This is a genomic window from Streptomyces sp. NPDC048516, from assembly GCF_043199875.1.
Classification (GTDB): domain Bacteria; phylum Actinomycetota; class Actinomycetes; order Streptomycetales; family Streptomycetaceae; genus Streptomyces.
Genome location: NZ_JBICWS010000026.1, coordinates 70,699 through 83,075 on the forward strand (window position 1 = coordinate 70,699; position 12,377 = coordinate 83,075).

A 12,377-nucleotide genomic window follows, 5' to 3' on the forward strand; every position below is an offset into this window, starting at 1 on the left:
GAGGTCCCCGCGACCGCTGCCGGTACCCGGGATCCGCTGCCGCCGCCCGCATGGTGAGAAATTTTGTGGCGGTGTTTGTACTCATCGCGTAGAACCTTCGGCCATGTGGCTCTTCTTCTTCCTTCTCGCCTCGGCCGTGGCGGCGCTGTCCTGTGCGCTGCTGTGCCGTGCCGCGGTCGCCGCCGCGCGCACCACCCGGCCGTCGCCCGGGACCGCCCCGGGGCGCTCCACAGCGGGCGACCGCGCCGGGCTGACCCTCTATGAGGTGGCCTACCTCTCCGGCGGCCCGCACCGGCTCGCCGATCTCGTCCTGGTGCTGATGGCCCAGCAGCGTCGGCTGCTGCTCACCGACACCGGGTGGGCGACCGTCGTCGACCCGGTCGGCAAGGACGCCGTCGAGCGCGCCACCCTGACCGCCATCGGCCCCGATGGACAGTGCCGCATACCGCAGATACGGAACACCCTCGCCGCGGATGCCGCGGTGCGGGAGGTGGCCGACCGGCTGGTCACCGACGGGCTGGCGCTGCCTGCCGCGGTCCGCCCGGGCATCGCCACCGCCGTCCGCCTGGTGCAGGGCGCCGCTCTCCTGGTGCCGCTGTTCGCCGCCGCTGCCGCCTGGATGGCGCCGGCCGGGGCGGACAACGGGCTGCTCCTGGGCTGGTTCGCGCTCCCGCTGGTCCTCACCCTCGGCACCTGGGCCGTGGCCCGCTTCGAGCTCCACCCGTACAGCGACTGGGCCACCGACGCGGGGGAGCAGAAACTGCCCCGCTTTTCCGCCTCCCCCACCCCCCTTCCCCCTCTCACCTCGTTCGCCCTCCGCGGCCCCACCGCCCTCACCGACCCCACCTTGCGCGCCGCGCTCCACTCTTCCGGGGCATAGCCTCCGACACCGGTGCCAGGTGCTTTACATCGACAATCACCGCCCCAACTATCCCTTTTGTATGCACACACGAAGGGACGGCCAGTGAGAGCACTTGCGTTGTACGGCACCATCGGGTCGCTGTTGGTGACCGCCCTCGCCACTGCCCCGGCAGGCGGCGCCACGGGGGCCGCCGCCACGCCACCCGCGCCCGTTGCCCACCGCATCGGCTTCGGCCGATGCGCACCGGTGGAGCACCTGCCGTCGACCGTCGAGTGCGGCACCCTCACCGTTCCTCTCGACTATGCGCGCCCCGACGGCAAGAAGATCCACCTGACCGTCAGCCGCATCCGGGCCACCGCACACCGCGAACGGCAGGGCTCCCTGGTCTTCAACCCCGGCGGCCCGGGCGCGTCCAGCATGGAGTTCCCGCTCTACGGCGGGCTCCCCAAGTGGGACAAGCTGGCCCGCGTCTACGACTTCGTGGGCTATGCGCCGCGGGGTGTGGGCCGCTCGGCGCCGCTGTCGTGCCAGGACCCCAAGAAGTTCGGCAAGGCGCCCACCGACAGCGATACGCACCCCGGCGCGGCCTTCAAGCGCCGGAAGATCGCCCAGGCCAGGGCGTACGCCCGTGGCTGCGTGCGCCGGGCCGGCGCCGACCTGCCGTACTACAACTCCGTCAACAACGCCCGCGACCTGGACATGCTCCGCGCCGCGCTCGGCGAGAAGAAGCTGAACTTCATGGGCGCCTCGTACGGGACGTACTTCGCGGCCGTCTACGCGACGCTCTTCCCCGGTCACGTCCGGCGGATGCTCTTCGACAGCGTCGTCAATCCCGCGCCCCACCAGATCTGGTACCGCAACAACCTCGACCAGGACATCGCCTTCCAGCGCCGCTGGAGCGACTGGCTGCGCTGGGCCGCCAAGCACCATGGCCGCTACCACCTCGGCACGACCAAGAGGGCGGTGCAGCACGCCTACGACTCGGCCGCGCACAAGCTGCGCCGGCATCCGCTGGGCGGGAAGATCGGCGCCGGCCAGTTGCAGGCGGCGTTCCTCAAGACCGGCTACAACGACGCCTTCTGGCCGCGCAGCGCCGAAGCGCTCTCGGGGTACCTGCACGGGGACCCCAAGCCGCTGATCGCCCAGGCCATGCCGCGGTCCGGCGGCGCCAGGGCCGAGGAGAACGCCAACGCCGTCTACACCGCCGTCGAGTGCAATGACGCGCGCTGGCCGCACGACTGGCATACCTGGGACCGGGACAACACCGAGGTCGCCCGGACCGCGCCGTTCGAGACCTGGGACAACGCCTGGATGAACCTGCCCTGCGCCTTCTGGCCCGACCGGTGGCGGGCCGCCACCGCCGAACTCGACGCCGCCGCGGAGCAGGCCGGGCGCCACGCCACCGGGCGGGACCTGGCCGACGCCGCCCGCCGTGCGACCTCGAGCGCGTTCGACGAGGTGCTCCACGGGCAGCGCGGTCCGCTCGACGTCCACACGGAGCCCGGCGCGCTGCCGCCGGTGCTGCTGCTGGCGGCCGAGCGGGACGCGGCGACGCCGTACAAGGGTGCGCTGGAGCTGCAGCGGCGGCTGCCCGGCTCCTCACTGGTCACCGAGAACGGGGCAGGCACCCACGGCATCGCGTTCGGCGAGAACGCCTGTGTGAACAGGTACGTCGAGGCCTATCTGCTGCACGGGAAGATCCCGGCGCGCAAGGTCTACTGCGCGGCGCGTGCGGAGCCGGTACCGGGCCAGCACGTGATGCGGGCGCAGCACGCACTGCCGGGCAAGTAGCGGAGCACACACGCCGACGGGCCGTCCCCGAGGGGGCGGCCCGTGGTGCTGGGTGCCGGCGCACGTCCGTCCCGGGGCCCCGGGACGGACGTGCCGCGCGCCCGGTTACGCCAGGCCCGCGACCAGCTCGGAGACCGGCTTGCGGCGCCCGGTGTAGAAGGGGATCTCCTCGCGGACGTGCATCCGCGCCTCGGAGCCGCGCAGATGACGCATCAGGTCGACGATGCGGTAGAGCTCATCGGCCTCGAACGCGAGCACCCACTCGTAGTCACCGAGCGAGAACGACGGCACGGTGTTGGCGCGCACGTCCGGGAAGCCCCGGGCCATCTTGCCGTGGTCGGCCAGCATCCGGCGGCGGTCCTCGTCGGGCAGGAGGTACCACTCGTAGGAGCGGACGAAGGGGTAGACGCTCACATAGGCGCGCGGCTCCTCGTCGGCCAGGAAGGCCGGGATGTGCGACTTGTTGAACTCGGCGGGGCGGTGCAGCGCCATGTTCGACCACACCGGCTCCAGCGTCCGGCCCAGCCGCGTACGGCGGAAGAGGTTGTACGCCTCCTGGAGGGCGTCCGAGCTCTCCGAGTGCCACCAGATCATGACGTCGGCGTCGGCACGCAGGCCGGACACGTCGTAGGTGCCGCGCACCACCACGTCCTTGGCCGCGAGCTGCGCGAACAGCTCCTCGACCTCCTCGGCGTAGCCGCTGCGGTCCTCCGGAAGGACCTCGCGCAGCTTGAACACCGACCAGAGGGTGTAGCGGATGATCTCGTTGAGGTCCTTGGCCTTCTTGCCGGCGTGCGGAACCTTCTCGGACGCCGCGGGTGCCTGCGGCGCGGAAGCGGGAGTGGAAGCGTCTGTCATACCGTCCATTCTCACTCGGCGGGGACGGAGTCCGGGCGCAGGGTGGTGAGGATGTCGTCGGCGGCCGTACGGCCCGAGGCGATACAGGCCGGGATGCCGACGCCCCCGTAGAGCGCGCCGCACACCCGCAGGCCCGGCAGGTGTGCCACGGCGTCGTGGATGCGGGCCACCCGCTCCAGGTGGCCGACCGGGTACTGGGGCAGTCCGCCGTCCCAGCGGGTGACCCGCGAGGCAACCGGCGCCGCGTCCAGCCCGACCGCCTCGCTCAGGTCGGCGCGCGAGAAGCCGACGAGTTCGGAGTCCTCACGCGTCAGATCGTCCTCGTCGCCGTAGCGGCCGATCGAGGTGCGCAGCACGAAGAGGTCCGGGTCGAAGCGGCCCGACCAGCCCCACTTGTTGCCGGAGAAGGTGGACGCCTTGATCTTGCGGCCGTCCACGGGCGGGACGAGGAAGCCGCTGCCGGTCAGCCGCCCTTCGACGTCGGCGCGGCGGAAGGCCATGGTCACCAGGGCCATGGAGGCGTACTCGACAGAGTCCAGCTCGGCGGCGGCGGGCCGGCAGACGGGGGCGAGGAGGCGGGCCGTGGCCGGCGCGGGGGTGGCGAGGACGACGGCGTCGGCGGTGAGCGCGGCACCGTCGAGATCGAGCTGCCAGCCGTCGGGGGTCCGCCGCACCGCGGTGACCGGCGTGCCCGTGCGGATCTCGCCGCCCTTGGCCCGTACGGCGTCGGCCACCGCGCCCGGCAGCGTCCCGATACCGCCCTCGATGCCCATGAAGACCGGTCCTGTCGCGGCGGCCCCGGTCTGGTGAACGGTCGCGGCGGTCCGCGCCTGGATGCCCCGTACGCCGTCGAGCAGGGAGCGGTGCGTCCGCGCGGCCTCGAAGAGCGGGGGGACGGCGGCGCGCATCGAGATCCGGTACGCGTCGCCCGCGTACACCCCGCCGAGAAGGGGCTCCACGAGCCGGTCGACGACCTCGCGGCCCAGACGCCGGGCGACATAGGTGCCGACGGCGACGTCCTCGCCGACCTCGGTACGCGGGATCCTGGCGTCCTCGTCGATACGGGCGATCCCCTCGGGGGAGAGCACACCGGAGGCGGTGAGCGGGCCGAGGTCCCCGGGGACGCCCATGACATGGCCGGTGGGCATCGGGCGCAGCGCGCCGCGCGTCCACAGGGAGGCACCGGCCGTGGCGGGCGGCTGCAGCCGGTCGCCGATACCGACGGCGCGCGCCAGATCCACCGCCTCCGGCCGCCTGGCCAGCATCGATTCCGCACCCAGATCGACCGGGACCCCCGCGATCTCTCCTGCCCGCAGCTTGCCGCCGAGCCGGTCCGCCGCTTCCAGGACGGTCACCCGGGCGCCGCCTTCGAGCAGCCGGTGCGCCGCCGCCAGCCCGGAGATGCCTCCGCCGATGACGACCACATGACCGGTGCTGCCGGGCCCCCGGCCCGTGGGGGTGTGCGCTGCGCTCATGCCCCCACTCTCTCAGAGCACACCGGCGGGGCCGGGGCCGGACGACGAGCCGCACACCGTCCGCGGCGGGCGGGCAAGGTGTCCGGGAGCCCCGTTGACAGCGGGCAGCGGCGGGCAAAGACTCATGGTCGGCGGGTGGCGATCTTCGTACCGTCCGCCGACCGTCGAGCCGGGACAGCGAGGACACCGCCTGATGACCGACCCACGCCTGCGGGATGTGTACATCGTCGATGCCGTACGGACCCCCGTCGGCAAGTACGGCGGCGCGCTGGCCGCGGTCCGGCCGGACGATCTCGCCGCCCATGTGGTCAAGGCCCTGGTGGACCGCACTCCGGACCTCGACCCGGCGCGGATCGATGATGTCTGTTTCGGCGACGCGAACGGCGCGGGCGAGGACAACCGCAATGTGGCGCGGATGGCGGTACTGCTGGCGGGGCTGCCGGTGACGGTTCCCGGCGTGACCGTGAACCGGCTGTGCGGGTCCGGTCTGGAGGCGGTCATCCAGGCGGGGCGGGCCATCGCGCACGGCGATGCGCACATCGCGGTGGCGGGCGGTGTGGAGTCGATGAGCCGTGCGCCCTATGTGCTGCGCAAGCCCGAACGCGCCTTCCCCGCGGGCCATCAGGAGATGTTCTCCTCGACGCTCGGCTGGCGGATGGTCAATCCGCGGATGGCCCCTGAGTGGACGGTGGCGCTGGGCGAGGGCGCCGAGCTGATCGCCGACCGGCACGGCATCACCCGCGAGCAGCAGGACGTCTTCGCGCTGGCCAGCCATCAAAAGGCGGTCCGCGCCTGGCGGGAGGGCGCCTACGACGACGAGGTGGTGCCGCTGCCCGAGGTGGACCTGCTGCGGGACGAGACGATCCGGGAGGCGTCCTCCCTGGAGTCGCTGTCCAAGCTGAAGCCGGTGTTCCGTTCGGCCGGGGGCACGGTCACCGCCGGGAACTCCTCACCGCTCAACGACGGTGCGGCGGCCCTGCTGCTGGTCGACGAGGAGGGCCTGCGGGCCACCGGGCGCGAACCGCTGGCCCGTATCCGTGCGAGCGCGGTGACCGGTATCGAGCCGCAGCTGTTCGGCCTGGGGCCGGTGGAAGCGGTACGGCGGGCCCTGGAGCGGTCCGGGCGCGGCTTCGCCGAGGTGGCGACGTTCGAGCTCAACGAGGCGTTCGCGGCCCAGGCGTTGGGCTGCATCGGGCAGTGGCCGGACCTGGACCCCGCCGTGGTCAATCCGCGCGGCGGCGCCATCGCCATCGGTCACCCGCTGGGTGCCTCCGGTGCCCGTCTCGCGGGGGCGGTGGCCCACCAACTCGCCGCTGCGGGCTCGGGCACCGGGCTCGCCGCGCTGTGCATCGGCGTGGGGCAGGGGCTCGCGCTGGTCCTGGAGCGCTGAGGCCCACGGCGCGGCCCGGCCCGTAACGTAGGCGACGGAAGCGGGCGGCACCGCGCGCAAGCGGCGCGGCGGTGCCGGTCCTCGACGAAGGGGCACACGGCATGGCGGCGGAGCACTTGGTCATTGTCGGGGGCGATGCGGCGGGGATGGCCGCCGCGTCACAGGCACGCCGCCTGCGGAAGCCGGCCGAGCTTACGGTCACCGCGTTCGAGCGCGGCCACTACACCTCGTACTCCGCCTGCGGTATCCCGTACTGGGTGGGCGGCGAGGTCGACGGCCCGGACGCCCTGATCGCCCGGACGCCCGGGGAACACCGGGCCCGGGACATCGATCTGCGGATGCGCTGCGAGGTCACCGAACTCGACGTGGAACGCGGCCGGGTGCGCACCTGGGAGCTGGACAACGGCGGCCGGGAGTCATGGACCGGCTTCGACAAGCTGGTGCTGGCGACCGGCGCGCGCCCGCGCAGGCCCGATCTGCCGGGAATCGACGCGCCCGGCGTGCACGGCGTGCAGACCCTGGACGACGGCCGGGCCCTGCTGGACACCCTCGACGCCTCCCCGGGCCGGCGGGCGGTCGTCGTCGGCGCCGGCTACATCGGTGTGGAGATGGCCGAGGCCCTGATCCGCCGGGGCTACCAGGTCACCGTCCTGGAGCAGAGCGCACAGCCGATGTCCACCCTCGACCCGGACATGGGCGCGCTCGTCCATGAGGCGATGTGCGCGATGGGCATCGAGACGGTACGCGGGACGACCGTCACCGGTGTGCTGACCGACGAGGGAGGTTCCTCCGGGCGGGGCCGGGGCGGCCGGGCCCGCGCGGTCACCACCGAGGACGCCGAGTACCCGGCGGACGTGGTCGTGCTGGGCCTGGGCGTACGCCCCGAGACCACGCTCGCCGCCGCGGCCGGTCTGCCACTGGGCACGTCCGGCGGGCTGCTCACCGACCTCGCCATGCGGGTGCGGGGCCACGAACACATCTGGGCGGGCGGCGACTGCGTCGAGGTCCTGGACCTGGTCTCCGGGCAGCTGCGCCATATCCCGCTGGGCACCCACGCCAACAAGCACGGGCAGGTCATCGGCACCAATGCGGGCGGCGGCTATGCGACCTTCCCCGGTGTCGTCGGCACGGCCGTCAGCAAGGTCTGCGATCTGGAGATCGCCCGGACGGGGCTGCTGGAGCGCGAGGCACGCGCCGCCGGTCTGCGCTTCGTCACGGTGACCGTCGAGGCCACCAACCGCGCCGGCTACTACCCCGGCGCCCGCCCGATGCACGTCAAGATGCTCGCCGAGCGCCGTACGGGGCGGCTGCTGGGGGTGCAGATCGTCGGCCGCGAGGGCGCCGGCAAGCGGGTGGACGTCGCGGCGGTCGCGCTGACGGCCGGCATGACGGTGGAGCAGATGACCGCGCTCGACCTCGGCTATGCCCCGCCGTTCTCCCCGGTCTGGGACCCCGTCCTGGTGGCGGCCCGCAAGGCCGTCGGTGCCGTACGGGAGGCCGGGGCCTGACACCGCGGGCACCCGGGGACCGGGCACCGGCCCGCCCGCCCCCGGATCCGTCGTCGTCCGCCGCGGTCCGGCCGGCTCAGCGCGCCGTCTGCGTGTGGACGTACTCGACCAGGCGGGTCAGCGCGTCCGGGTCGGTGGAGGGCAGGACACCGTGGCCGAGGTTGAAGATGTGGCCGTCCAGGCCGGCGGCCGCGTCCAGCACCTCGCGGGCCTTGGTCTCGACGGCCTCACGGGGCGCGAAGAGCACGGCCGGGTCGATATTGCCCTGCAGCGCCTTGCCGGCACCGACGCGGCGGGATGCCTCGTCCATCGGGACCCGCCAGTCGACGCCGACGACATCCGCGCCCGCCTCGCCCATCAGGCCGAGGAGTTCGCCGGTGCCGACACCGAAGTGGATACGCGGCACGCCCAGGCCCTCGACCGCACGGAAGACCTTGGCGGAGGCGGGCATCACCGAGCGGCGGTAGTCGGCCGGCGAGAGCGCACCGACCCAGGAGTCGAAGAGCTGGACGGCGCTCGCCCCGGCCGCGATCTGGACCTTGAGGAAGGCGGCGGTGATGTCGGCGAGCCGGTCCAGCAGGTCGGCCCACAGCTGCGGGTCGCCGTACATGAGGGCCTTGGTGCGCTCGTGATTACGGGACGGGCCGCCCTCGACGAGGTAGCTGGCGAGCGTGAACGGCGCACCGGCGAAGCCGATCAGGGGCGTGGCGCCCAGCTCGCGGACGAGCATGCCGATGGCCTCGGTGACGTACGAGACGTCGCCGGGCTCCAGGGCGCGCAGCCGCGCCAGGTCGGCGCGGGTGCGGATCGGGTTCTCGACGACCGGGCCGACGCCGGGCTTGATGTCGAGGTCGATGCCGATGGCCTTGAGGGGGACCACGATGTCGCTGAAGTAGATGGCGGCGTCGACGTTGTGGCGGCGCACGGGCTGCAGCGTGATCTCGGTGACCAGGTCGGGCCGCATGCAGGAGTCGAGCATCGCGATGCCCTCGCGGACCTTGCGGTACTCGGGCAGTGAGCGGCCGGCCTGGCGCATGAACCACACCGGGGTGTGCGGCACCGGCTCACGGCGGCACGCCTTGAGGAAGGCCGAGTCGTGTGTACCGGTCTGCTGCTGGCCCGTGGGGCAATCGTTGGCGCTCACGTCCCAAATCTTCGCACGCCGGGTCGCACGCCGAACGGGCCAGGTGGCCGATATCTCCGCATGCGCCCGGGGGCGCCTCCGAATGGGCGACGCGCGCACCGGGTGTCCTCCCCGTATGCGGGCCCGGTTCCGCCTAATCTTCCGGGCATGGCTGCGGCTCACGAACACCTCGCGGACGGCGCGGACAAGGCCCCGATCCCCTTCCGTCAGGCGGTCGAAGCGCTCCGCGCGGCACGACTGCGGCCGGAGATCGAAATCGATCCGACACCCGCCCCCAAACGGCTCGCCCCGTATGCGTACGCGCTGGAGGCGGCGGTCGTCGAACGCGGATCGGGTCCGGACGGCGAGGACAAGGATCTGGCGGACGGCCGGCTGGTGGTGCTGCACAACCCGGCCGGGGACGACACCTGGCAGGGCACCTTCCGGGTGGTGACCCTGGCGCGTGCGGAGCTGGAGCCGGAGATGGGCGCCGATCCGCTGCTGCCGGAGGTGTCCTGGTCCTGGCTCACCGGTGCGCTGGATGCGCGCGGGGTGCGCTACGGCGCACCGAGCGGGACGGTGACCCGAGCCGGCTCGCACTACTTCGGCGGGCTCGCGGCGCGCGAGCCCGCCACGCAGATCGAGATCCGGGCGTCGTGGACACCGGCCGAGGGCCCCGGCGGGGTGCCGGAGCTGGCGGTGCATCTGTCGGCGTGGTGCGATCTGCTGTGCCAGGTGGCGGGCCTGCCGCCGGCCACGCCCGACATGACGCCGCGCGGCGGGATCGTTCCGCTGCCGCAGCGCCGCGGTGCGCAGCCCCGCTGAGCTGCCCTTTCCGTTGCCCCCCGGCCTCTGTGCGCACATCCGCGCAGAACCGGTCCGGTGGTGCGCCCGCGTGCGGGCGGCGCCGTGATCACCGCGCCGTCACCTCTTGCGGGAATCCGGGCGGGATTGCGTACGGCTTTGATCATCTTGGTGCGCACCCGGTGCCCACCTCTGATCGATCACCCATCCGATTTGCCCGAATTGCCCCTAACTAAATCGTGATCAAAGTCTAAAGTCCCGCCGGATAGCTGCCGAAGAGGTCAGTGACCCTTCAAACACGGATTATTCGGCTCCCCCCAGCCGGCTTCCGTCCCTCGCCACTCCCCCCAGGAGGCCCGGTGTCTGTTCTCCTCGAGCAACCTTCGAGCCTGGTCGCCTACCGCCCGAACAAGCCGACGGCCATGGTCGTCGTGGCCGACCCTCGCGTCCGCTCCACCGTCACCCGCCACCTGTGGGCCCTCGGAGTGCGTGACGTGATCGAGGCGTCGTCCATCGCGGAGGCCCGTCCCCGCGTCGGCAACCCGCGCGACATCTGCGTTGCCGACGTCCACCTTCCCGACGGCTCCGGCCTCACCCTCCTGTCCGAGACCCGGGCGGCGGGCTGGCCCAACGGCCTCGCGCTGTCCGCGGCCGACGACATCGGCGCCGTGCGCAACGCCCTGGCCGGCGGCGTCAAGGGCTACGTCGTCACCGGCACCCGCACCAACCTGGGCCTTCCGGGCCGTCCCGGCACCTCGCCCATCGGCGCCACCGCGGCCCGTATGCAGCGCCGCCCGCCGGGCGCCCCCGGCCACCCCGGCGGCTACCGCGAGCTGTCGGGCCGCGAGGTCGAGGTGTTGCGGCTGGTGGCGGAGGGCCAGTCCAACAAGGCCATCGGCGTCTCGATGGGGCTGTCGGCGCTGACCGTGAAGAGCCACCTGGCCCGCATCGCCCGCAAGCTCGGCACCGGTGACCGGGCCGGAATGGTGGCGGTCGCACTGCGCACCGGCATCATCCACTGACCGTTCATCCGACCGGCTCGCCCGTCGAGGGAACGTTCCCTCGACGGGCGACGTGCATACACAGATACCCTTGACTGGTGACCGACGCCCAAAAGACCGCAGCAGACATGACACTGCGAGCACCCGGAGACTCGCCTCCGGATTCCCGACCGGCGCCGGTCCCTCTCCTGGAGCCCCGCGAGGGCATCCCCCCGGTGACCGCCACCGACGAAGCGCTCGCCGGGATCGTGGCCGCCTTCGCGGCCGGCACGGGCCCGGTGGCCGTCGACGCCGAGCGGGCCTCGGGGTACCGCTACGGCCAGCGCGCCTACCTCGTGCAGCTGCGCCGCGAAGGCGCCGGCAGCGCGCTGATCGACCCGGTCGGCTGCCCCGACCTGTCGGCGCTGGGGGAGGCGATCGGCGACGCCGAGTGGGTGCTGCACGCAGCCACCCAGGACCTGCCCTGTCTGCGTGACATAGGGATGGTCCCCACCCGGCTGTTCGACACCGAGCTGGCCGGACGGCTGGCCGGCTTCGCCCGGGTCGGCCTGGGCGCCATGGTCGAGAACGTCCTCGGCTTCGCTCTGGAGAAGGGCCACTCCGCCGTCGACTGGTCCACCCGCCCGCTGCCCGAGCCCTGGCTGCGCTATGCCGCGCTCGATGTCGAGCTGCTGGTGGATCTGCGCGACGCGCTGGAGGAGGAGCTGGAGGAGCAGGGGAAGCTGGAGTGGGCCCGGCAGGAGTTCGCGGCCATCGCCGCCGCTCCCCCGCCGCCGCCCCGCAAGGACCCCTGGCGCCGCACCTCCGGCATGCACAAGGTCAGACGGCGCCGCCAGATGGCGGTCGTACGGGAGCTGTGGACGGCCCGTGACCAGGTGGCCCAGCGGCGCGACGTCTCACCCGGCAAGGTGCTCGGGGACGCCGCGATCGTGGAGGCGGCGCTGAATCTGCCGCCGAACAGCCACGCCCTGGCCGCGCTGCCGGGCTTCGGCCACCGTATGGGCCGCCGGCAGCTGGAGCAGTGGCAGGCCGCCGTCGACCGCGCCCGCACCCTGGCCGAGAACGAGCTGCCGCAGCCCGGCCAGCCGCTCAACGGGCCGCCGCCGCCCCGCTCCTGGGCCGACAAGGACCCGGTCGCCGCGGCCCGGCTGTCGGCCGCCCGCACGGCGGTCACCGCGCTCGCCGAGGACCTGAATCTGCCGCAGGAGAACCTGATCACTCCGGACACGGTGCGCCGGCTGTGCTGGGAGCCGCCGGCCGAGCCGAGCCAGGAGTCGGTCGCCGAGTTGCTGAAGGGGCATGGCGCACGCCCCTGGCAGATCGCACAGGTCGCACCGATCCTCACCGAGGCACTGCTGACCGACGCCGGCTGACACGGGCGGCGCGGCGCCGACGGAAGTGGGGGGGGGGGGGGGGGGGGGGGGGCGGGGCGGCGGGGGGCCGGGGGGGGGGGGGGGGGGGGGGGGGGGGGCGGGCGGGGGGGGGGGGGGGGGGGCGGGGGGGCGGGCCGCCGGGGGGGGGGGGGGGCGGTGGTGGGGGTCGAGTGGAGTAGGGGGGGGTGGTGG

The 12,377-nt window shown here is 73.3% G+C and carries 10 protein-coding genes; 7 read left to right on the forward strand and 3 right to left on the reverse strand.

The features are described from left to right. The first annotated feature begins 103 nt into the window (after positions 1 to 103). Positions 104 to 880 (forward strand): TIGR04222 domain-containing membrane protein, encoded by a 777-nt coding sequence (locus tag ACGFR7_RS33750; RefSeq protein WP_393326731.1) that lies wholly within the window; start codon positions 104 to 106, stop codon positions 878 to 880. A gap of 84 nt (positions 881 to 964) precedes the next feature. After that, on the forward strand, positions 965 to 2,653 hold the full coding sequence (locus ACGFR7_RS33755; RefSeq protein WP_393326733.1) for an alpha/beta hydrolase: 1,689 nt from the start codon (positions 965 to 967) through the stop codon (positions 2,651 to 2,653). A gap of 105 nt (positions 2,654 to 2,758) precedes the next feature. Here the strand turns inward: ACGFR7_RS33755 and hemQ are convergent, their stop codons facing one another. Both hemQ and hemG read right to left on the reverse strand, forming a co-directional pair. Next, a complete protein-coding gene (hemQ, locus tag ACGFR7_RS33760) occupies positions 2,759 to 3,520 on the reverse strand; it encodes a hydrogen peroxide-dependent heme synthase (protein ID WP_393326736.1) in 762 nt (253 codons plus the stop codon). Positions 3,521 to 3,522: 2 nt separating this feature from the next. Continuing rightward, the gene (gene hemG, locus ACGFR7_RS33765; protein WP_393326739.1) at positions 3,523 to 4,986 is read right to left on the reverse strand and encodes a protoporphyrinogen oxidase; all 1,464 of its coding nucleotides are present in this window, start codon (positions 4,984 to 4,986) and stop codon (positions 3,523 to 3,525) included. Between the two features lie 193 nt (positions 4,987 to 5,179). Here hemG and ACGFR7_RS33770 point away from each other — a divergent pair, with 193 nt between their 5' ends. Next, entirely contained in the window at positions 5,180 to 6,376 is a 1,197-nt protein-coding gene (locus ACGFR7_RS33770; protein ID WP_393326742.1) for a thiolase family protein, read from the forward strand. 101 nt (positions 6,377 to 6,477) lie between these two features. Continuing rightward, positions 6,478 to 7,884, forward strand: coding sequence for an FAD-dependent oxidoreductase (locus ACGFR7_RS33775; protein WP_393326745.1), 1,407 nt, complete (start codon positions 6,478 to 6,480; stop codon positions 7,882 to 7,884). 76 nt (positions 7,885 to 7,960) lie between these two features. On the opposite strand, the gene hemE is transcribed toward ACGFR7_RS33775, so the two are convergent. Continuing rightward, positions 7,961 to 9,028, reverse strand: a complete 1,068-nt coding sequence (gene hemE, locus ACGFR7_RS33780) for a uroporphyrinogen decarboxylase (RefSeq protein ID WP_393326748.1) — start codon at positions 9,026 to 9,028, stop codon at positions 7,961 to 7,963. A 147-nt stretch (positions 9,029 to 9,175) separates the two neighbouring features. On the opposite strand from hemE, the gene ACGFR7_RS33785 reads away from it, so the two are divergent. From ACGFR7_RS33785 to ACGFR7_RS33795, 3 genes are all read left to right on the forward strand, one after another. After that, positions 9,176 to 9,832, forward strand: a complete 657-nt coding sequence (locus tag ACGFR7_RS33785; RefSeq protein WP_393326751.1) for a DUF3000 domain-containing protein — start codon at positions 9,176 to 9,178, stop codon at positions 9,830 to 9,832. A 338-nt stretch (positions 9,833 to 10,170) separates the two neighbouring features. Next, positions 10,171 to 10,833, forward strand: a complete 663-nt coding sequence (locus tag ACGFR7_RS33790) for a response regulator transcription factor (RefSeq protein WP_088800537.1) — start codon at positions 10,171 to 10,173, stop codon at positions 10,831 to 10,833. 77 nt (positions 10,834 to 10,910) lie between these two features. Beyond that, complete coding sequence (locus tag ACGFR7_RS33795; RefSeq protein WP_393326755.1) at positions 10,911 to 12,185, forward strand: ribonuclease D; 1,275 nt, start codon at positions 10,911 to 10,913, stop codon at positions 12,183 to 12,185. Positions 12,186 to 12,377 lie beyond the last annotated feature (192 nt).

What these genes read in the sequence shown, in the direction of transcription:
- ACGFR7_RS33750 (WP_393326731.1), top strand. Translation starts at nt 104, where the DNA reads ATGTGGCTCTTCTTCTTCCTTCTCGCCTCGGCCGTGGCGGCGCTGTCC.
- ACGFR7_RS33775 (WP_393326745.1), top strand. Translation starts at nt 6,478, where the DNA reads ATGGCGGCGGAGCACTTGGTCATTGTCGGGGGCGATGCGGCGGGGATG.
- ACGFR7_RS33785 (WP_393326751.1), top strand. Translation starts at nt 9,176, where the DNA reads ATGGCTGCGGCTCACGAACACCTCGCGGACGGCGCGGACAAGGCCCCG.
- hemG (WP_393326739.1), bottom strand. Translation starts at nt 4,986, where the DNA reads ATGAGCGCAGCGCACACCCCCACGGGCCGGGGGCCCGGCAGCACCGGT.
- ACGFR7_RS33770 (WP_393326742.1), top strand. Translation starts at nt 5,180, where the DNA reads ATGACCGACCCACGCCTGCGGGATGTGTACATCGTCGATGCCGTACGG.
- hemQ (WP_393326736.1), bottom strand. Translation starts at nt 3,520, where the DNA reads ATGGACGGTATGACAGACGCTTCCACTCCCGCTTCCGCGCCGCAGGCA.